The organism is Cryptosporangium japonicum (assembly GCF_039524755.1).
In the GTDB taxonomy this organism is placed as follows: domain Bacteria; phylum Actinomycetota; class Actinomycetes; order Mycobacteriales; family Cryptosporangiaceae; genus Cryptosporangium; species Cryptosporangium japonicum.
In genome coordinates this window covers 76,160-95,310 of record NZ_BAAAGX010000003.1, presented here as the reverse complement: position 1 = coordinate 95,310, position 19,151 = coordinate 76,160, and the positions used below count along the sequence as shown (strand labels likewise).

Annotated in this window: 17 protein-coding genes and 1 pseudogene; 8 read left to right on the top strand and 10 right to left on the bottom strand. The window is 72.5% G+C overall.

Annotation, left to right across the window (positions count from 1 at the left end; all coding sequences use genetic code 11):
- Nucleotides 1–82: 82 nt before the first annotated feature.
- Nucleotides 83–1,168 carry a hypothetical protein gene (locus ABD437_RS02300; protein ID WP_344647035.1) on the bottom strand — a complete coding sequence of 362 codons (1,086 nt, stop codon included), beginning with the start codon at nucleotides 1,166–1,168 and terminating at the stop codon, nucleotides 83–85.
- 193 nt (nucleotides 1,169–1,361) lie between these two features.
- On the opposite strand from ABD437_RS02300, the gene ABD437_RS02295 reads away from it, so the two are divergent.
- The 3 genes from ABD437_RS02295 to ABD437_RS02285 all read left to right on the top strand — a co-directional run bounded on the left by ABD437_RS02295 (nucleotide 1,362) and on the right by ABD437_RS02285 (nucleotide 3,325).
- Nucleotides 1,362–1,985: a hypothetical protein gene (locus ABD437_RS02295; RefSeq protein ID WP_344647034.1), complete on the top strand. Its 624-nt coding sequence runs from the start codon at nucleotides 1,362–1,364 to the stop codon at nucleotides 1,983–1,985.
- Nucleotides 1,986–2,415: 430 nt separating this feature from the next.
- Nucleotides 2,416–2,808 carry a peptidoglycan-binding domain-containing protein gene (locus tag ABD437_RS02290; RefSeq protein ID WP_344647033.1) on the top strand — a complete coding sequence of 131 codons (393 nt, stop codon included), beginning with the start codon at nucleotides 2,416–2,418 and terminating at the stop codon, nucleotides 2,806–2,808.
- 112 nt (nucleotides 2,809–2,920) lie between these two features.
- On the top strand, nucleotides 2,921–3,325 hold the full coding sequence (locus tag ABD437_RS02285) for a peptidoglycan-binding domain-containing protein (RefSeq protein ID WP_344647032.1): 405 nt from the start codon (nucleotides 2,921–2,923) through the stop codon (nucleotides 3,323–3,325).
- A 349-nt stretch (nucleotides 3,326–3,674) separates the two neighbouring features.
- Here the strand turns inward: ABD437_RS02285 and ABD437_RS02280 are convergent, their stop codons facing one another.
- From ABD437_RS02280 to ABD437_RS02260, 5 genes are all read right to left on the bottom strand, one after another.
- Entirely contained in the window at nucleotides 3,675–4,541 is an 867-nt protein-coding gene (locus tag ABD437_RS02280) for a PaaX family transcriptional regulator C-terminal domain-containing protein (protein ID WP_344647031.1), read from the bottom strand.
- Entirely contained in the window at nucleotides 4,538–5,149 is a 612-nt protein-coding gene (locus ABD437_RS02275; protein ID WP_344647030.1) for a GNAT family N-acetyltransferase, read from the bottom strand. Before ABD437_RS02275 ends, ABD437_RS02280 begins: the two co-directional genes overlap by 4 nt.
- A gap of 139 nt (nucleotides 5,150–5,288) precedes the next feature.
- The gene (locus ABD437_RS02270) at nucleotides 5,289–6,176 is read right to left on the bottom strand and encodes an aminoglycoside phosphotransferase family protein (protein WP_344647029.1); all 888 of its coding nucleotides are present in this window, start codon (nucleotides 6,174–6,176) and stop codon (nucleotides 5,289–5,291) included.
- Nucleotides 6,177–6,304: 128 nt separating this feature from the next.
- Nucleotides 6,305–6,922, bottom strand: a complete 618-nt coding sequence (locus tag ABD437_RS02265; protein ID WP_344647028.1) for a response regulator — start codon at nucleotides 6,920–6,922, stop codon at nucleotides 6,305–6,307.
- Nucleotides 6,919–8,127: a sensor histidine kinase gene (locus ABD437_RS02260; RefSeq protein WP_344647027.1), complete on the bottom strand. Its 1,209-nt coding sequence runs from the start codon at nucleotides 8,125–8,127 to the stop codon at nucleotides 6,919–6,921. The genes ABD437_RS02265 and ABD437_RS02260 overlap by 4 nt, the downstream gene beginning before the upstream one ends.
- Nucleotides 8,128–8,316: 189 nt before the next feature.
- Here ABD437_RS02260 and ABD437_RS02255 point away from each other — a divergent pair, with 189 nt between their 5' ends.
- The 3 genes and pseudogenes from ABD437_RS02255 to ABD437_RS42945 all read left to right on the top strand — a co-directional run.
- On the top strand, nucleotides 8,317–8,499 hold the full coding sequence (locus ABD437_RS02255) for a hypothetical protein (protein WP_344647026.1): 183 nt from the start codon (nucleotides 8,317–8,319) through the stop codon (nucleotides 8,497–8,499).
- 69 nt (nucleotides 8,500–8,568) lie between these two features.
- Nucleotides 8,569–9,003 carry an ATP-binding protein gene (locus ABD437_RS02250; protein ID WP_344647025.1) on the top strand — a complete coding sequence of 145 codons (435 nt, stop codon included), beginning with the start codon at nucleotides 8,569–8,571 and terminating at the stop codon, nucleotides 9,001–9,003.
- 13 nt (nucleotides 9,004–9,016) lie between these two features.
- A pseudogene (locus ABD437_RS42945) lies at nucleotides 9,017–9,094 on the top strand (hypothetical protein); the annotation flags it as partial.
- 49 nt (nucleotides 9,095–9,143) lie between these two features.
- On the opposite strand, the gene ABD437_RS02245 reads toward ABD437_RS42945, so the two are convergent.
- Nucleotides 9,144–10,109, bottom strand: a complete 966-nt coding sequence (locus ABD437_RS02245; protein ID WP_344647024.1) for an Acg family FMN-binding oxidoreductase — start codon at nucleotides 10,107–10,109, stop codon at nucleotides 9,144–9,146.
- Nucleotides 10,110–10,398: 289 nt separating this feature from the next.
- On the opposite strand from ABD437_RS02245, the gene ABD437_RS02240 reads away from it, so the two are divergent.
- Nucleotides 10,399–10,839, top strand: a complete 441-nt coding sequence (locus ABD437_RS02240) for a universal stress protein (RefSeq protein ID WP_344647023.1) — start codon at nucleotides 10,399–10,401, stop codon at nucleotides 10,837–10,839.
- Between the two features lie 107 nt (nucleotides 10,840–10,946).
- On the opposite strand, the gene ABD437_RS02235 is transcribed toward ABD437_RS02240, so the two are convergent.
- A complete protein-coding gene (locus tag ABD437_RS02235) occupies nucleotides 10,947–11,873 on the bottom strand; it encodes a TIGR03619 family F420-dependent LLM class oxidoreductase (protein WP_344647022.1) in 927 nt (308 codons plus the stop codon).
- Between the two features lie 91 nt (nucleotides 11,874–11,964).
- Here ABD437_RS02235 and ABD437_RS02230 point away from each other — a divergent pair, with 91 nt between their 5' ends.
- A complete protein-coding gene (locus tag ABD437_RS02230; protein WP_344647021.1) occupies nucleotides 11,965–13,833 on the top strand; it encodes a glycosyltransferase in 1,869 nt (622 codons plus the stop codon).
- Here ABD437_RS02230 and ABD437_RS02225 read toward each other — a convergent pair.
- Nucleotides 13,787–16,477 carry a helix-turn-helix transcriptional regulator gene (locus ABD437_RS02225; RefSeq protein ID WP_344647020.1) on the bottom strand — a complete coding sequence of 897 codons (2,691 nt, stop codon included), beginning with the start codon at nucleotides 16,475–16,477 and terminating at the stop codon, nucleotides 13,787–13,789. The genes ABD437_RS02230 and ABD437_RS02225 overlap by 47 nt on opposite strands.
- A gap of 347 nt (nucleotides 16,478–16,824) precedes the next feature.
- Entirely contained in the window at nucleotides 16,825–19,017 is a 2,193-nt protein-coding gene (locus ABD437_RS02215) for an SDR family oxidoreductase (RefSeq protein WP_425558070.1), read from the bottom strand.
- Nucleotides 19,018–19,151: the final 134 nt, after the last annotated feature.

The following is a 19,151-nucleotide window of genomic DNA, read 5'->3' as shown; positions in this document are numbered from 1 at the left end:
TGCCTGGCTACCCGATCATGTCGGGTTGATGTACCAGCGGGGCGCTGGAACCCGGGCCGCCCAGCCCCTGGCCGCGGACGGCTCACAGGTCGGGGCCCGGGTGGATGCCCGCGGCGAACCGCGCGAGCTGCTCGTCGGTCAGGCCGGTGGCGCTGACCGCGACGCCGAGGTTCCCGTCGAGGATCACGACCGCGCCCAGCCGGTCCGGCGGCCGGTCGGCCAGCAACCAGACCCGGCGCCCCTCGACGCGGATCTCCCGCCGCACGGGCAGGCCCGGTGTGAACCCCACCGGACGCCCGAGCAGGTGGATGTTCCCCACGCCGACCCAGACCCGGGTTCCCCGGTACTCGGTGATCACCCCCGTCCAGCCCGGATCCACTGGGGGCCGCTCGCCGGGACCGACGAACGCGACGGCGGCGCCGGTCGCCGGGTCGGACGTGACGGTTCCGGGTTCCACGCCGCCCGGGAGAGTGGCGAACCGCACCAGGTCCGCCACCGGACGCGGCCGGTCGACCAGCCCTTCGGCGATCCGGCGGAGGTCGTCGACGCTCACGTCGACGTCGTCGCTGCCGCTGGTACCGGCCCGGACCTGGATCCACTCGCCGGGCTTGCGTTCGAGGACCAGCAGCCGGTAGGCCGATCGGATCTCGCCCACGCCCTCCTGGTCGCCGGGCGGCGGCGGTACCGAGACGACCGTGGCGGGTTTCCCGCTCACCGCGACGGAGGTCATCGTGCCCTCGGCCGTCCCACGTGTCGGCTCGGTGCCCGGCATGGTGACGGTCAGCGTGGTCGGCGGGTCGTCGCGTTCGGTCTGCAACCCGTAGATTCCCGGGGCGATCAGTGCCGCGCGGGGCGGGTGGAAGCCGGGCGGCAGCCAGCCCAGGTCGATCGGCGACGCGAGGGCGTCGAGTCCGCCCGACGGCCCGGCGGGGACGGCACGGTCGCCGGCCGAGTCGGTTCTCCGGGCGTCGAGTTCGCGGGGCGACCCGGCGGGGACGACCGGATCGTCGGCGGGCCCGGTTCTCCAGGCCACGGTCGTCCCGAGCAGCACGACGACCACCGCGGCCAGCACCCCGGCCACCAGTCGCCGGCGGGCCACGACGCGGCGCACCAGTTCCTGGCCCGCAGAGATCCGACCGTCGGTGTCGAGCTTCGCCCTGGGCTGCATGGGGGCCAGCATGGCAGGCGCGCGCGAGGGGGTGGTTCAGCGTCGTTCGGCGAGGCACGACGGTTCCCTGCACGCAGTTCGGGCCCGGTTCGGTTCCACTGTGTCCAGTAGCGGACCGTCTCTCGAAATCGGTACGGATGCCGGGCACGCTCGCCGAGTCACCGGAGGGACCGGTGAGAAGAACGGGGATCACGTGTTTCGTCAACGTTCACGCGTCATCGCGCTGGTGGCCGCTGTGGTCGGCGCGCTAGCAGCACTCACACCGTCCGCCGCCGTCGGTGACCAGCCCCCACCGTCGGACACCAGCACTCCGTCCACCTTCGCCTGGGGCGCGGCGGTCATCGACCTGCCGTGGACGGCAGCCGCCCTGCCCGACGGCGCCACCTGTCCCGGCGGCCGGATCGCGTTCACGGCGAACGGCGGGAATCCGCAATCCGGCGCGGCCACCGCCGGCGACCACCGCTACACCATCACCCTGGTCGAGACCGTCGACGTCTCCGCGGACGACGCCCGTGAGGCGATCGTCAAACTCGGGTGCTACGACGACGCGAAGGGCGTCTCGAGTGAGTTCTACTACCTGTACTACTGGCACGACGACCGTCCCGAGGTGCGTGACTACATCACCGCCACCCGCAACTTCGCCGGCGGACGACACCTCGTGAAACTGGTCGACGGGCAGCTCGGTTCGATCAGCCTCAAGCAGACCGACAGCACCGAACCCCGGACCTACTCCCGGACGTTCACCTGGACCGCCGACGGCCTCGTCCCCGACGCGCCGTTCGCACCGTTCCCGGCGATCGACACCGCCCCGGCGTGACCTCCCGGGAGCCCGTTCGTTCGAGCGGGCTCCCGGCCCGGGCGCGCGATGCCTTTACGCGGCTCTTCCGGCGGTACGGTCCGACGCCACTGGGCGGCGGAGTCACCCGGCCGGCAGCGGGTCGCGCAAGTATCGAGCACGAGTAGGGTCCGCGCGTCAGCCGGGATGGACCGCAAGCATCCGCCACCGCATGTCCGACGTCGCCGGCCGGCCGGGTCCGGAACTGGAGGAGAAGGGCGGGACAGGACGGGACAGGATGGGACACCTAGCGGCTGAGCTGCTGGGACGCCGTCCCGGGACGAACTTGTGACCATTGTGGACGTCCGCGGTCCGCTTAGACTCGCCGCACCGCCCACTCAGGACCTTCGGGCGGTGTGCCGACGAGAGGATCTTCGTGCGTTTACGTAAGATGGTCATCACCGCATCCGCAGTGATTCTGCCCAGCTTGTTCCTGGCCGTGGTGCCGTCGTCGCCCGCGTCGGCGGCTCCGCAGTGCACCAAGCGAGGAGAGACAATCGCCGGTGACAACGCCGGCGGAATGCTCTGGGCACCGGTTGCCGCGAACGGCTCCACGACCTGCCAGATGGGCTCGGGCTCGGTCAGCTCCGCGGTCGGGGCCCTGCAGCACAGCCTGAAGTACTGCTACGGCAAGAGCATCTCCGAGGACAACAACTTCGGCCCGGCGACGAAGTCCGCCCTGCAGTCCGTGCAGCGACAGATCGGCGCCGACGACGACGGCGTCTACGGCCCGGAGACGCGCGGAAAGATGGTGTTCAGCGCGGTCGGGACCTCCCGCAAGACCGCCTGTTACGAACTTCCCTGACGCGCCCGGTCCCGCTACCGCACCGGTCGGCCGGCTCTCCGACGAGGCGGCCGACCGGGCTGCGGTCACCCGACCGCGTTCCTCAGCGGCATTTCCCAGGAAGGGACCCGGCATGATCCGTTCTGCTCTCGCCGTTCGCAGGCGACTGGCGTTGGCCGCCGCGGTGTTGGCCCTCGGCGGTGGCCTCGCCCTGCTCCCGGCGTCCGCGGCGTCCGCGGCGTACTCGTGCGACTACGATATTTCGGCCAGCGGCTACTGGTACGCCGGTCACTACGCGGGCACCACCGTGCAGCCGTCGGCCACCGGTGTCTCGGCCGCCGGCATCGAGGCGCAGTGTCTGCTCAAGTACCGCGGCTACAACCCCGGCACGATCGACGGGGTGTTCGGCTCGAACTCCCGGGCCGCGGCGCTCGCGTTCCAGAAGCGCATGAACTCCGCGCACCGCGCGGGGTTGACCGAGGACGGCAAGGTCGGCTCGAAGACCTGGCCGTACCTGCGTAACTCGTACTACGACTGAGCGGCGCCCGGCCGTCGCTCGAACAGCGGGCGGCGGCCGGGTCACGGTCGACTCGGCCGGGACGCTCAGGATTCACCGTGGGTGTTCGGCCGCGACCCGATGAAGACGGCCCAGGCGGCCACCCCCAGGCCTGGACCTAGCGCTACACCGAAACCGACGTTGTCGAGAAGAAGCCCGGCGAGGAGGCCGAGGGCAGCGCCGAAGGCGATCCAGATTCCGATATTTCCCCAGATCCCGAGCCTTGCGGCGGTGGGGGGTGTGCTGTTGCTCGGCATCGCATCTCTCCCCGGGACACGGGCGGCCCACCACAGTGGATGCTCAGTCAGGTCTTCGACGATATCAATCGGCTTCAAGGGAGTGCGTGCTCATAGAGCCGGAACAAGCGCAGGCGCGACGACCCGTCGGTCTCCGCGGGGCCGGCGTGATCGAGGCGTTCCCAGCAGGTGGCGGCGAGTCGGCGCGCCGCGGCGCCGGGCCAGGGTGAGGGCAGGAGCTCCGGGGGGAGCAGCGGGTCGGGCCGCATGGCTCGGGTGAACTCGGCGGCGAGTCCGACGGCCATCGTGAGTCGCTGAATCGGATCGGGCTCCGGCGTGGCCTCCAGGTCGGCGAGGCAGCGCGCGGCGAGTGCGGCGAGCCGTTCGTGGCCGGCCCGGATCTCGTCCAGCGGCCAGAGCGCCGCGGCGAGCGCGGGTGGGTCGGTGAGCCTCCCGACGCGGAGGTCGGTGCTGGTGAGGAACGTGACCGAGTCGAGCACGCCGAGCGAACGCGCGTGCGCCTCGACGGCGTCCGCGACGGCGTTGGCGGTGACGTAGAGGCCGCCCTGGAGCGGTGCGGCGCCGAGGTGCAGCAGCGTTTCGCGCAGGGCGTCGCGGGCCGCGCGTCGCGCTTCGGGCACGGCGAACGCGAACAGGTGCCAGGTGCCGTCCCATGGCGCGAGGCCCGCGTCCTGGCGGTAGGCGTAGCGGACGTGGTCCGCGTCCGGAGCGAGGTTCCCGGAGGGGTCGGTCACTGCCCGCAGCACGGCCTTGCGCCCGCGCCCGGTCTGGGTGAACCGGCCCTCGTCGACCAGGCGTTTGACGCAGAGCCGCACCTGCTGGTCGGTCAGGCCGAGCGCGTTCGCGACCGGATAGAGCTCGCCGGCGTCGACCGAGCCGTCCTCACGGACGAGCGCGTGCACGAGCAGCCGGGTGGGGATCTCGGGGCGGTCGGGTGTCATGCTCCGCTCCGGGGTGCGGCCGTCGCCGGGCGGTGCATCGTGGTCACCGCGCCGAAGCCGAGCAGGCGCCGCAGGTAGGGCGTCTGCTCGGTGCGGCGCGCGACGAAGCCGTGGCGCTCGTACAGAGCCCGCGCCCGCGGGTTGGTGTCGATGACGTCCAGGCGGATCCGACGGCACGCGTTCTCGGCGGCGATCGTGACGATCTCGCTCAGCAGGCTGCTGCCGATGCCGTGGCCCCGGTGTCGCGCGTCCACCGCGATGCCGTCCATGACCAGTTCTCCCGGGGCGGGCGTGCGTTCGAACAGTGCGAGGATCGCCAACCGGCGCAACCCGCGGACGGCACCGTAGGCCGACAGCACGTCCCGGGCGCCGCCGCCGGTGAGAGCGCGTCCGCGGAGCTGATAACCCGCCACCCCGACCACCCGGCCGCCGGCGATCGCGACGACGGCTCGGTCGTGGTTGAGGTGCGTGGCGAGGAACGCCCGCCCGGCCTCCGGTGGATCGAGCGCAGGGCCGAGTTTGCGGCCGAACGCCTCCCAGTAGAGGGCGGCCACGTCCACTTCGCTGCCGGGTGGGACGCCACGGCGGTACTGCTCGGGCGCTTGCATGCTCGCATCCTATACGTTCATATCGAGAACGAGCGTTTCGATTCTGAGCGAAAGCGTGGCGATGGGGCACACGCACGCGTTCCGCGACGAGCGGGTGGTGTTACGGCACGCGACCGGACGGCTGGCCTCGGCGGCGGCGTCAGGTGGTCGCGGCGTCGGCTAGAACCTCGCTGATCACGTACCGTGCCTGTGCGGCCAGGGGCTTGTTCGTCTCGTGGTAGTAGGGCAGCTGGAGGCAGGCCTGGGAGAGCGACCACGCGCGACTCCGGAGCCAGGTCGCCTCGTCGACGTCGAGCTGGTCCCGGAAGGCCGGACGGAGCCGGGCCGGCAGCAGGTTCCAGGCGAGTCCGATGTCGACGGCCGGGTCGCCGCGGCTGACACCGGAAAAGTCGATCAGACCGGCCAGACGCCCGTCCCGCACCAGCAGGTTGCCCGGGGCGACGTCGCTGTGGATCCAGGTGCCCGGAGGCTCGCAGGGCGGGAGGGTGAAGGCGGCGTCCCAGACCGCGGTGACCGCGGCGGTGTCGACCATGCCCACCATCTCGGAGATCGACCGCCGGGTCACCTCGTCCCGCGCCTCGAAACCGAAGCCCCGCTGATTGACCGGGCCCCCCGGCACGTCGAGGGCACGGATGGCGTTGAGGCAGTCGGCGATGTCGCGTACGAGCGGCTCGGTGAGGTCGTCGGCGGTCGGGTTCGCGCCGTCGAGCCAGGTGTAGACCGACCAGCGCCAGGGATACCCGTACGCCGGCTCGCCCAGGCCCAGCGGCGCTGGCGTCGCCACCGGCAACAGCGGGCCGATCACCGGTAGCCACGTCTGTTCGTGATCGACCGAGCCCGCGGCCCAATCGATCCGGGGCAGACGCACGACCATCGTGTCGCCGAGCCTGAACATGGCGTTGTCGGTGCCGGCCGATGACGCGTGCCGCACCGGAAGGTTCGCCCACTGGGGAAACTGAGCCGCGACCAGCCGCTCGACCAGGGTCTGGTCGATCGACACCTCGTGCTCGTGCATCCTCGTGGTCAACGGCGGTTCCTCCGACTCGGCCGGACCGTGACCCTACCGTTACGTCAGACGAGGTCACCAGCCGATTCTCGGGTCGGACCGCGGCGTCGCCGTGGCCCGGACGGCACGACCTGGCGCAGCCGGCGCCGTCAGAGCCAGCCGCGGCGGTGTGCGACACGGACTGCCTCGACCCGGGAACGGGCGCCGAGCTTGGCCATGACGGTGGACAGGTAGTTGCGGACCGTACCGTGGGAGAGGAACAACTCGGTCGCGATCGCCCGGGTGCTCAGCCCTCGGTCCACGAGACGCAGAATCTCCTGTTCGCGCTCGGAGAGTGCGTTGGGTCCGCTGCGCAGGGCGTCCGCGGCGAGCTGAGGGTCGATGACGATCGTCCCGGTCGCGACGTTCTTGATCGCAGCGATGAGCCGCGCCCCGGTCGTCGCCTTGACGAGGTACCCGGAGGCCCCGGCCTTCAACGCCCGGTGCAGGTGACCGCTGCCCGGCAGAGCGGTCAGAAGGACGACCTTGCAGTCGGGGTACTTGGCGGTCACCAGGTGGGCCGCCTCGATACCGGTGGCACCGGGCATGTCCACGTCGAGCAGGGCCACGTCGGGACGGTACTTCTCGACGGCCGGCAGCACGTGATCACCGCGACCGACCCGGGCCACGACCGAGAACGTGGGCTCGGTGCCGAGCAAGGCCTCGAACGCCTCGGCGACGAGCTCGACATCGTCGGCGATGAGCAGCTTGAGTGGTCGTCCGCTCATGAGCGGACCGCCGGCCGACCGGCCAGCGGCTCGGTCGTCCCGGCCCGGGCCGGCTCCTCGTCCTGCGGAAGCGGCGAGTCCGCCCCGACGTAGGGGATCCGCACGACGACGCGGAACTGGCCACCGGCGACCGCTTCGGCCGACACTTCACCGTGTAAGGCCGCTACGCGCACGCGGATACCGTCGAGCCCGGTGTGGGCACCGTCGTCGGACGACGGGACGACCCCGTTGTTGACGACGGTGGCGACGATGGCCGCGGACTGACGCTGAATGCCGATCCGGCACCAGGTGGGCCGCCCGTGTTTGAGGGTGTTCGTCACGGTCTCGCGGACGACCGCGGCCAACAGCTGATCCACGACGCGGTCCTCGACCTCGACGGCGGCGATCTCGACCCGCACACCGAGCAGATCGAACAATTCGCGCGCGCTGGCCAACTCGTCGTCGAGGCTGATGAGTGCCGGTCCGCTGGTCAAGGACCGGAGCCTGGCCTGACCGTCGATGACCAGCGATCGAAGAGCGGTGAGCTGGGCGCGGCAGCGCTCGAGGTCGGAGTCGAGCAGCCGTAGCGCGGCTTCGTTGCGCAGCGAAACGGCGACGAGCGTGCGGCCGAGCAGGTCGTGCAGTTCACGCGAGATCCGCAGACGCTCCTCGTCCACCCGGGCCCGGGCCATCTCCTCCCGCGTCCGGCGCAGCTCGTGGAGCACGATGCGCAACCAGGTCACGGCGTAGAGACCGCAGCCGGCGACGAACACCGTCGCGGGGATGGCGAGCCAGGCGGCGACGGGTGTGCCGTCCGACTTCACGAGCAGCAAGGCCACGTCGGCCGCGCAGAGCAGCGCCACGACCAGCAGCCCGCGCCGGCCGACGGCGACGAGCAGCGCCGCTGCCAGCGCGAGCGCGAGCATCGTCCAGGCGCTGCCCAGGCCCAGAACCACCAGCGAGGCCACCACCTGGATCCACATCAGCACCTGGATCTCCCGGCCCCGCAGCCCTCGGTCGAACAGGGTCGCGAGCCGTAGATAGCACCCGGCGACCACGACGCTCAGCACGTCGCAGATCGCCTCGACGGGCACGGTCAGGTTCTCCTGCAACCGCTGCGCTCCGGCTTGGCCGACGCTGAGAAAGAGCATGAGCGTGACCAGCAGCCACACCCCGACGACGGCCGCGACCTCACCGGGTGCCGTCGACCGGCTCCAACGGAACATCCGACGCCTCCGCACTCCCTGCGCTCTTCGCGGGTCACGATAGCCCGGCCGGACATTTCGGTGACAGTTGTCATGTCGGAGAGCTGACTCGTGACCCTGATCCCGGGCGGGCGCCTGCTCCTACGGTGATCAACGTACTGATCAACCGCCGCGCTGCTGGCTCGGAGGTGTCATGAACGGAGCAATCGCATGTCCAAACTCATCACCGCGAAGAGCCCGGTTTTCTGGATCGTCGTCTTCGCCGGCGTGGTCCTTCCCGCGCTCACCTTGCACGGGGTCGCCCAGGCGGTCGTGACGCTTCTGGTTGTCGCGTTCATCGTCGTCGGCCTGCTACGCGCGCGCCGGCGGCAGCGCGCGTCCGCCGCCGAGTGACGCCGATCCAGCGTTCACGCTTCGGCGAGCGGGTGCGCACTCCGCGTCGCACAATGATCCGGAGCGCTGGTGGGGATCCGGCGGGACGACACCACCGGAGACACGCTGATGAGTACCTCGAACGCGCGGTTCGATCTTCCGCCGCAGCCGACGTCACCGGAGATCGCGCGTCGATTGACCGGTGCTCTGCTGGAGGCGTGGGGCGCACCCGCTGAGCGTCGCGACGACGTGGTGATGCTGATCAGCGAGGTGGTGTCCAACGCGGTCGAGCACGTCGGCGGGGAGGCCAGCTTCGAGTTGACGCTCGTGCACTCCGGCGACTGGTTGCGGGTGGGGCTGACCGACGGGTCGTCGATTCCGCCGATGGTGAGGGAACTGGATCGGCGGGCGGTGCGGGGGCGGGGGATGCAGCTGGTGGCGGCGATCGCCGACCGGTGGGGCGTCGAGCAGCACCACGGAGGCAAGACCGTGTGGTTCACGATTCGTCTCGACCCGCACGCCTGAGCTCGCCGGGTGGATGGTGGCGCACGGGCATCCGTTGATCGTGACCGACCTGGACGCCGACCCTCGGGTACCGCCGGAGGCCCCGGCCCGCGCGGCCGGGATCCGGTCGTACCCGGGTTCTCCGATCCGCGACGCGGACATCACGATCGGCCGGGGAAGCCGAGCGCGTCCGAGTTCGGACGCCGCACCGTCCGCGGTGGGGCATCCGTATCCGCGGGTACGCCGATCCGCAGTGCGATCGCCGGGTGCCCGGCCGCTCCGAGCAGGCTGCGCAGCGCGCGCCGCGCCGAGGCGATCTCGACGACCTCGCTGATCGGCGACGCGACGAGTCCACGGCTGGTCAGCGTCAGCCAGACGTCGGACAGCGCCTCTCTGGCCACCAGCCAGGCGAGCCGGTCGTTGCGTTCGGTGAGCAGCACGCCGTACACGGTGCCCCCGTCGGTGCCCGACCCCTGCCCCTCCCGCTCGCGGCGGAACGTCCGCGTCGGCACCGTTCGCCCGGTGTCCGGGACGACGGTCCGCCCGGGCAGGCCGTCCCGCCGGACGGCCGGGCGGGTGGTCCAGGTGCGGAGGTCGGTCAGCAGCGATCGCTCGGCGTGCTCGACGATGTCGGCCACCTCGGCGATGTCACCGAACGACGGCAGCTCCTCGGGCGTCAGGAAGCGCAGCCGGACGCCGTGCTGTACGGCGGCCGCGCTCAGCGCGTCCAGATCGGCGGTCGCGGGCGGCTCCTCCGCGAAGGGCCGTCGTTCGGTCTGACGACGGTAGATCGCCTCGTGGTTACGCGGCTCGGGCGCGCACGGCGGGCCGATCCGCAGCCGGGCGACCAGATCGGGCCGGGCCTCGTCCGGTAGGCGCTCGACGCTCCCGGCGTAGCCGTCGGCACGCAGCGCGGTCACCGCGTGGTCCAGCGCGGCGCCGCAGCTGATCAACAGCAGGCGTCCTTCGGGATCGAGCGCGCGGAGTCGGCGGTTGCCCTCGATCAGGAGTTCGGCGGTGTCGCCGACGAAGCACCAGCGCCACGGCTGGGTGTTGAGGACGGACGGGGCGCGGAGCGCAGCCAGGGTCGCTTCGGTCAGCACCTCGATTGCCGCACGGCCGGACATCGTCGGCTCCCTTCGTCGTCGAGCGGGTCCCACCGCTACGGTCGTCGTCCGGCGGCCGGCGCAGTAGGGCCGACAAGGCCCGGCCCGGTGCGACCAAAGACCCTGGATCGGCGCCGGATCAGCACCTCGCCGCCGGGTCCGTCGCCGGTGCCGCCACGGACTGAACGCCGGAGCGGTGTCGGGACCGAAGACCCGGTGATCCGGGACGGGCGACCCGGGCCGTGGCTGGTTCGTCGGCGGACGATCGAACTGCCCGAGAAGGATCGGCAGACATCGAGGGAAGGCAGCCATGAGCCGAGCAGGAGCGGAGGCCGACCGTATCGTCGTCGGCGTCGACGGGTCGGATGCGTCGGAACACGCGCTGCGCTGGGCCCTGGACCAGGCCCGCGTCACCGGAGCGACCATCGACGCCGTCATCGCCTGGCAGCCCGTCGTCGTGTTCGGCTACCTGCCGCCGCCGGGCGACTTCGACGTCGAGGGAGCCGCGCGCTCCGTTCTTGGCGGAACGGTCGCGCAGGTCGTGGCGGACGGGGAGAGCCCTCCCGTCCGGCAACACGTGGTCGAGGGCGCGGCGAGCCGAGTCCTCGTCGACGCCGCGAACGGGGCGACGCTGCTCGTGGTCGGCAACCGGGGACACGGAGGGCTGACCGAAGCCCTTCTCGGGTCGGTGGGCCAGCACTGCGTCCACCACGCCACCTGCCCGGTGGTGGTGGTGCGCCCGTCGGCGTGATCGGAGGGCGCGTCACGAGCGGCGTCCGGTGGAGCCGGCGCCCACCTTGCCCGACGGCCTCATCGGGAGCCGTCGGGCAGTGGGTGAGGGAGCGATGCCGCTCCGGGTCAGTCCGCGAGGAGGCCGGATTCCTGGGCGGCGGCGTACACCTGCTCGGCCGCGTCGATCAGTTCCTTCAGGTTGCCGAACCCGTACGGCAAGGTCAGGTACACGTGCTCGACGCCGCCGGCGGCGAGTTCGGCCAGGTCCTCCATCAGCTGCGCCGGGCTTCCCGTGTACGGCGCCCGCCCGGCCGACGGCACCTCGGCCAGGCTGAGGTAGCCGACCTGGGTGATGCACGGCAGCTCGGCGCCCGCCGAGTCACGGAGCTGGGACAGCGCCTCAGTGGTCTGCGCCGGCGACAGCCCGGTCGGCAGCCACCCGAGACGACGCTCGGCGATCCGGCGCAGCGCCGGTGCGCTGAGCCCGCCGAGGAAGATCGGCATCTCGCCGCTCGGCTTCGGATTGAGGTAGGAGGGAGGCAGCCGGAACGTCGACCCCTCGAAGGACACCGGGTCCGCGGCCCAGATCGTCGCGGCGACGTCGAGGAACTCGTCCAGCGCCGCGCCGCGCTCGCTGATCGGCCGGGGCGCGACGGCGTCGAACTCGTCGATCGACCACCCCGAGCCGAGACCGGCGATCAGCCGGCCACCGGACGCGACGTCGAGCGACGCCATGGTCTTGGCCAGCTGGACCGGGTTGTGCAGTGGCGCGACCAGCACCCCGGTGCCCAGCGCGATCCGCGAGGTGACCGCGGCGGCCTGCGCCAGCGCGATGAAGGGGTCCGTGACCCGCTGGTAGTGGTCGGGCCAGGGCAGGTCGGGGACGCCGTACAGGCCGTGGGCGCCGCTCTGCTCGGTCGGGGTGATCACCCGTTCGAACACCCAGAGGCTGGCGTACCCGATGCGCTCCGCCTCGCGCGCGAAGTCGGGAACGTCCTTCGCCAGGTCGTACGGGGTGGTCTGGGGCAGATTGACGCCGAGCTTGAGCGGCACGAAGAAACTCCTTCGGGGAGACAGCGAGGGTCGAGTGGCACCGGTTACGTCTAAATTGGAGGATAACTGACGCGATTCAGGTGACCTCCCGGTGTCGTACACAATGGAGCTGGTGCACACCCTCTTCGTGGTCACGGCCGTCGCGCACCTGTGTGCGGTCGTGCTGCTCAGCGTGGAACTGGTCCGGGGATGGAGACCACCGGCCGCGGTCGTGCCGGTGGGGTGTGCCGCGGTGGGCGCCGGCGCCGCCCTCCTGGTCGGGCGCGAGGTGGCGTCGGTGGCCGGCGTCGCGGTGGGCGTCCTCCTGGTGGGTGCGGTGGCCGTTCGCCGGACGCCCGCGCTCCGCGCGTCCGGAGCGGTCGCCTGGACGACGCTCCTGGTCAGCACGGCGGCGGGTACGGTCGTCGGCCTCGTCCACCTGTCCGGATCCACCGTCCACCCGGTCGCTCTGGCGCTGCTCTGGGTGGTCGCGGTCGTCGGCGTCGTGCGCACCCCGTCGAGTCTGCTGCAGCTGTACGAGAACTGGGAGGTCGGGCTGCGCCGGCGGTGGCGGCGCAGCCTCACTCCGCTCGTCGACTGGCAGCCGCCCTCCGACGCCCCGTTCGTTACCGTGCAGGTGCCGATCCACGCGGAGCCGCCGTCGGTCGTCGTCGCGACGCTCGACGCGCTGGCCCGTCTCGACTACCCGCACCTCGAGGTGCTCGTCATCGACAACAACACCCGCGACGAGGAACTCTGGCGACCGGTCGAGCGGCACTGCGCGGAACTCGGTGAGCGATTCCGCTTCCTGCACGTCGAGGGCATCACCGGGGCGAAGGCCGGTGCGCTCAACTGGTCGCGGCCGCACCTGGACCCCAGGACGGCCCTGGTCGCGCTCGTCGACGCCGACTACCAGGTCGACCCGCGCTGGCTGCGGCACACCGTCGGGTTCTTCGACGACCCCGGGATCGGGTTCGTGCAGTGCCCGCACGCCTACCGCGACTATGCGCACTCCGCGTACGGCCGCTGGGCGAACACCGGGTACGAGTGGGCCCAGGTCACCGAGATGCGCTCGCGCAACGAACACGGTGCCGGCATCACCGTGGGCACCATGTCGCTGATCCGGCTGGAGACGCTCGACGCCGCCGGGGGATGGGCCGAGTGGTGCCAGACCGAGGACTCCGAGTTCGCGATCCGGGCCCACGCGGCCGGGTACGGCTCCGTGCTGGTCGACCGGGCCTACGGCTGGGGCCTGATCCCGGAGACCGTCGCCGAGCTGAAGAAGCAGCGGTTCCGCTGGACCTACGGGCCCGGGCAGGAGTTCAAGGCCCATGCCCGGCTCTACGTCGGGCGGTCGCGGCTGACGCGTGCCCAGCGCGTTCGGCACGGCCACTACGGCCTGGTCGTGCTCGTCACCGGCCTGGGGGTGCTCTCGTTGCCGGTCAGCCTCGTGCTCGTCGCGTTGGCGTTCTGGCGCCACGACGTGCCGGACGTCGCGGCGGCGCTGCTGCTGCCGGTGGCGGCCGGGCTGGTGGCGCGCCGGATCATGCGGTGGACGCTGTTCCGGACGGCGGTCGGCGCCGGTTTCGGCGCGTTCCTCGGTGGGTGCGTCGCGCTGCTCGCGGTGAAGCCGACGATGTCGAGCGCGGCGTTCGGGGTGTTGATCGGACGCCCGGCGCGCTGGCAGCGCACGAACAAGTTCCGGGTGCGGCCGAGCCGTTTCCGGTTCCTCCAGGATTCCTGGTCGGAGATCGTGCTGGCCGCCGGCTGCCTCGCGGTGGCGGTCGCGCTGCCGTTCGCCGCACCCGCGAGCGTGGCCACCGTGCTGTTCACGCTCGGCTTCGGCTGGCAGGCGCTGGTGTACGCGTGCACCCCGGTGATGGCGGTGCTGGCCGAGCGGGCCCTGCGGGCCGGCGCCGAGCACCCGCCGGGTGTCACGTACCCAGATGCGGCTGGTCACGCAGTTGGCGGCGGGAGGTGATGCCCAGCTTGCGGAAGATGTTGCGCAGATGGGTGTCCACGGTTCGCGGGCTGATGAACAGCCGCGCCGCGACCTCGTTCGACGTGGCACCCGCGGCCACCAGGCGCGCGATGTGGACCTCCTGCATGGTGAGCTGATCGTAGGTGCGCGGTGAGCGTCCCCGTGGGCGCTCGCCGGTGGCGCGCAGCTCGTCGGCGGCCCGGCGGGCGAAGGCCTCGATCCCGGCCTCGACGAAGACGACGTGCGCGGCGCGGAGGTGCGGACGGCAGTCCCGCCGTCGTCCGGCGCGGCGCAGCCACTCGCCGTAGAGAAGGTGTGCCCGCGCGCGGTACACGGTCAGCGGGCTCTGCTCGAGGTACTCCACCGCGCTGCGGTACTCCTCCTCGGACCCGGTCACCAGCCCACGGCAGTACGCCGCGACGCCCAGCCCCGTGACCGTGCCGGCGGCGTCGGTGCGTCGCGTGAGGTCGGCCAGCGCCGCCTCGGCGGTCGCCGTCTCACCGCACCGGACCGCCGCCTCCACCAGTTCGGGCAGCGAGAAGCCGGCCAGGAACAGATCGCCGCCACTGACGGCCTGCCGGGCGGCGGCCAGCGCGGCGGGATAGTCGGCGAGGCCGTTGTGCAGCGCGGCCGTGGCCCAGTGGACGTTGGCGATCAACAGGCCGCTGCGGTCGGCCGTGGCCGCGTCCAGGGCCCGGCCGAACAGCTCGAGCGCCTCCCGGCGGCGGCCACGCACCGCGGCCAGCTGGATCCGGTGGTACCGCATCGGCGGGCCGCCCGTCGCGTCGGCGATCGCCTCCTCCTCGGCGATCGTCGACATCGCCAGGCCGAGGTCGCCGGTCATCGCGGCGTACACGCCGGCGTGGGCCAGCCCGAGGCGTAACAGCAGCGGCGAGCCGGACTCGCGGCCCTCGGTGATGAGCCAGTCGACGATCTCGGCGTGCAGGTGCAGGTCCCACAGCTCGGCGGCGAGCATCAGCGCGAGCGCCGGGCGGGTGGTCCGCAGCGGATCCGACGGTTCGTCGAGCGCCTTGCGGATCATCGGTACGGCCGCCTGGTGCCCGTCGTCGTCGAGCACGATCAGCGCGTCGAGAACGTCCGGGGGCCCGGGCGCCGGCCGCGACGACCGCGCCGCGTCCAGGACCTGGTCCAGCACGCCGCTGGCCCGGCCGACCAGCAGGCTCATCTCCAGCGCGTCCAGCAGGTACCGGCGGGAGAGTTCCGGATCCCGGTCCGCGACGCGGCGGGCCGCGCGGATCATGAAGACCGGCCCGCTGTCGTCGGTGTGGCTCTGGAACGCCACCTGCGCCCGGAGCAGGTCGGCGTACGCGTGCTGGAACTCGTCGAGCGTCGCGTTCTCCACCGATCGGAGCAGCGCGGCCGCCGCCGGGGAATCGCCGGCGGCGAGTTTGGCCCGAGCGGCGTCGAGCGTCCGTGCGACGCGGACGGCGCCGTTCCGGGAGAGGTCGGCGGCGCGCTCCAGGAAGGCCGCCGCGGCCACGACGCCACCCCGCGCCCGTGCGCGCGAGGCCGACCGTTCCAGCTCCTCGGCGACGTCGTCGTCGGGCCCGGCGCTGGCCTGGGCGCGATGCCAGGCGCGGCGGTCGGGGTCGGCCACGGCGTCGGTCACCTCGGCGAGCACGCGGTGCGCGGTGAGCCGGTCGCTCGCGGTGGCCGCCCGGTAGACCGCCGAGCGGGCCAGCGGGTGACAGAACCGGACGCGGGTGGAGAACGTGACCAGCCCGGTGCCCGCGGCCGCCGCGCTCGCCGGCGCGACGTCGATGCCGAGCCGTTCGGCGGCCGGCCAGAGCAGGCCGGGGTCGCCGGTCGGGTCGGCGCCGGCGACGGTCAGCAGCAGACGGGCGTCCCGGGGGAGGTCCGCGAGACGGGCGCGGAAACTGCGTTCGATCCGGGTGGAGACCGGCGCCGGGTCCGGCGGGCCGAAGCCACCGGACGGCGGCAGTTCCAGCAGCGCCAGCGGGTTTCCCCTGGCCTCGGCCAGCAGCCGGTCGAGCACCTGCTCGTCGAGCACCTGGTGGCCGCGGGCCGCGAGCAACGTCCGGCCGTCGGCGTCGCTCAGCCCGCGCGTGTCGAGACCCGGCAGCTCGGCCAGCTCGTCCGGTGCCGGCGGCCGGAGGGCGAGAAGCAGGGCGATCGGCTCGGACGCCACCCGGCGGCCGACGAAGGCCAGCGTCCTCGACGAGGCCGCGTCGAGCCACTGGGCGTCGTCGACCACGCCGAGCAGCGGGCGCTCGCGGGCCGCGGACGCCAGCAGTTCCAGGGTGGCGAGCCCGATGCGGAACAGGTCCGGCGTGCCGTCGGCCAGACCGAACGCGGTTCGCAGCGCGTCGCGGTGGCGGGTGGGCAGGTCGGTGAGGCGGTCCAGTACCGGGACGCAGAGCTGGTGGAGCGCGGCGAACGGCAGCTCCCGCTCGAACTCCGACCCGGACGCCTCGAGCACCCGCCATCCGGACGCCGCCTCGCGGACGTGCGCGAGCAGGGCGGTCTTGCCGATCCCGGCCTCGCCGCGCACCACCAGCACCCCGCCGCGGCCGGATTTCGCGGCGCCGGTGAGCTCGCCGAGCCGCCGCAGCTCGTCGCCCCGGCCGATCAGGGCGGGCCGGGGGAGCGGTGGCGTTCCCATGGGGAGAGGCTAACCGGCGCAACTGCGTACGCAATTCTCACGGACGCGAAGCGGCGCCCTCGCGCCGGATCCTGGACCCGTTCGGTCACCCGATGACAGGAGAATTCATGACCGCCCTGGAGTCCGCTCGTCCGACGCGTGTGCCGGACCGGACCGGACGTGCCTTGATGGCGATCCTCGCCGCGATCACCGCCGTGGTGTTCGCCGACGCGCTCCGGCGGCTGCCCGGCGTGGACGAGGACATGCTTCTCACCGAGTACTGGCGTGCCGTCGGCTACGTCGTCTTCGGTGGCATGGCCCTTCTGCTGGCGATCGCGCCGCGGAAACAACGCGGCATGTGGGAGTTGCTACTCGTCCACAAGATCGCGGTCACCGTGCAGGCGCTGTTCGTTCTCGACGTGCCCAATGCCGGGCTGACCGCCGCCGTCGACGGGTTCGTCGTCGCGCTCACCGCCACCGCGTACGTCCTGTGCCGCGGCTGGATCGCGTGGCGCCCCGGCCAGCTCGGCCCCGACGACAACCGCTGAGCGCCCAGCCTGCAATAACAAGCCCAGACGCCCACGCAGACGGCCGGACCTCCGCAGGCTCTCGGAGCGCCGGCGTGCCGCCGGGCCGCCGGGCCGCAGTGACCGGAGCGCGCCGGTCATCGGGGCGGCGGCGAGCAGGATCAGCACCGCGCTGGTGCCCCAGGCGGCGCCGAACCCCGCGACGGCGACGACTCCGGAGAAGACCGTCGGGCCCAGCGCGTTGCCGGTGAAGGTGCCGGTCTGGGTCCAACCGGTCGCCACCGAGACGTTGTCGGCCGTCGCGGCCATGGCGAGGTTGACCCCGGCGGTCCATCCCCAGCCGACGCCGTACGCCAGGAGGAGGCCGACCCCGTATGCGGTCAGCGACCCGTGGGCCACGGCGGCGACGACGAGGACGAAGCCGGCGCAGCCGACCACGAACGTCACCGCGCAGCTGAACAGCCCGGCGCGCGGGCCGAGGCCGGCGCACAGCTGGGCGACGACGATGCGGCTCACCGCGCACAGGACACCGGCGGCGGCGATCCACCCGGCCGTCGCCGTGACGTCGAAACCGGCCGCGTGCGCGGACGTCGCTGCGAACCCCGGCGTGGTGGCCGAGGCCGACGCGCCGAACCCGCAGGCCACGGTGAGGAGACCGACGGTCAGGCGGCCGGCGCGCAGCCGCGGGGACGCCGACGGCCCGGTGCTCGTCGCAGGCACGACACGCTGGGGTCGGCGGAGCGGGACGAGCAGCAGGATCAGCGCGCTGACGGCGCCGGCGATCAGGTAGGTCGCTCGCCAGCCGAGCGTCTCGGTGATCAACGGCAGACAGAGCGCGGAGACGACGACCGAGCCGGGCACGCAGGCCTGCGCCACGCCGCCGACCAGCCCGCGCCGACGCAGCGGGATCCACTGCTGCAGCACGGTGTTGGTCGCCGGCTGGATCAACGCGTTGGACGCGCCGGTGATGCTCATCAGCGCCACCACCTGCCAGGGTTCCCTGGCCGCGGCCAGACCCGCGAACGCGAGGACCGAGGCCAGTGCGACGAGGCGCAACGCGGTGAGCGGGCCGGTGCGGGCGACCAGGCGCCCACCCGCCACCGACAACAGCGCCGCCGAGGTGAAGAACACCGCCATGGACACGCCGAGCGTGCCGGTGCCGACGCCGATCTCGGCGAGGTGCACGGCGAGCACACCGGTCAGGAACGGCGCCCAGGACGCCGTGAGCATGACGCCGCCCGTCGACAGGCCGAGCCGGAACGTGCCCGGGCCAGGGGAGTCGGTCATATACTGAGCGGTGTATCCGCCGTCGACGTACACGACGCTGCCCGTCACGTAGCCGGCTTCGGGGTCGAGCAGGGGCACCACGATGTGGGCCACCTCGGCGGGCGTACCCCAGCGTCCGACCGGGAGGCTGGCGAGGAACGCCTTCTGCGCGGCGGCGTCGGTGGTGGCGGCGGACTCGTTCATCGGCGTCCGCACCGGCCCGGGGGCCACGCAGTTCACGGTCACGCCGTCGGTCGCCACCTCCAGCGCCACCGAGCGGGTCAGCGCGGCGATCGCTCCCTTGGTCGCGGCGTACCCGGCCCGGCCGGCCGCGCCGGTGGCGCCGAGCACCGATCCGATCGTGACGATCCGTCCGTAGCTCCGGCGCACCATCGCCGGTACGACCGCCTCGAGCGCCAACCAGGTGCCGAGGACGTTGACCTCGAACGCCGCCCGCAGCTCGTCCGCGGTCAGCTCGCCGAGCCGGCCGCGTGCGAGCTGTCCGGCCGCGGTGACCAGCCCGTCCACTCGTCCCCAGCGGCTCTCGCCCTGTTCGACGGCGTCGGCCAGTGCGTCGGGGTCGGTGGTGTTCGCGCTCAGCACGAGCGCGAGGTCACCCGGCGCGTCCTCGGCGAGCGACTTCCGGGCGTCGGCGCACCGGTCGGGGTCGCGGCCGATCACGACGACCGGCCGGCCGGCACGGACGAGCGCGCCGGCGATGGCCAGACCCATGCCGCTCGTGCCACCGGTGATCAGGACTGCGGACATGAGGCTCCCTCGGTGCCGGACGATCGACCTGACCAGCGTCGGTCGGCCGGGACGCAGGAGGCCAGGAGTTCGTCTTGCTCACCGGACCGAGGGGCCGACCAGGGTGCGGACCAGTGCCCGGCACCGGTGCGAGC

What these genes read in the sequence shown, in the direction of transcription:
- ABD437_RS02300 (WP_344647035.1), bottom strand. Translation starts at nt 1,168, where the DNA reads ATGCAGCCCAGGGCGAAGCTCGACACCGACGGTCGGATCTCTGCGGGC.
- ABD437_RS02285 (WP_344647032.1), top strand. Translation starts at nt 2,921, where the DNA reads ATGATCCGTTCTGCTCTCGCCGTTCGCAGGCGACTGGCGTTGGCCGCC.
- ABD437_RS02280 (WP_344647031.1), bottom strand. Translation starts at nt 4,541, where the DNA reads ATGACACCCGACCGCCCCGAGATCCCCACCCGGCTGCTCGTGCACGCG.
- ABD437_RS02275 (WP_344647030.1), bottom strand. Translation starts at nt 5,149, where the DNA reads ATGCAAGCGCCCGAGCAGTACCGCCGTGGCGTCCCACCCGGCAGCGAA.
- ABD437_RS02265 (WP_344647028.1), bottom strand. Translation starts at nt 6,922, where the DNA reads ATGAGCGGACGACCACTCAAGCTGCTCATCGCCGACGATGTCGAGCTC.
- ABD437_RS02260 (WP_344647027.1), bottom strand. Translation starts at nt 8,127, where the DNA reads ATGTTCCGTTGGAGCCGGTCGACGGCACCCGGTGAGGTCGCGGCCGTC.
- ABD437_RS02255 (WP_344647026.1), top strand. Translation starts at nt 8,317, where the DNA reads ATGTCCAAACTCATCACCGCGAAGAGCCCGGTTTTCTGGATCGTCGTC.
- ABD437_RS02245 (WP_344647024.1), bottom strand. Translation starts at nt 10,109, where the DNA reads ATGTCCGGCCGTGCGGCAATCGAGGTGCTGACCGAAGCGACCCTGGCT.
- ABD437_RS02240 (WP_344647023.1), top strand. Translation starts at nt 10,399, where the DNA reads ATGAGCCGAGCAGGAGCGGAGGCCGACCGTATCGTCGTCGGCGTCGAC.
- ABD437_RS02225 (WP_344647020.1), bottom strand. Translation starts at nt 16,477, where the DNA reads ATGGGAACGCCACCGCTCCCCCGGCCCGCCCTGATCGGCCGGGGCGAC.
- ABD437_RS02215 (WP_425558070.1), bottom strand. Translation starts at nt 19,017, where the DNA reads ATGTCCGCAGTCCTGATCACCGGTGGCACGAGCGGCATGGGTCTGGCC.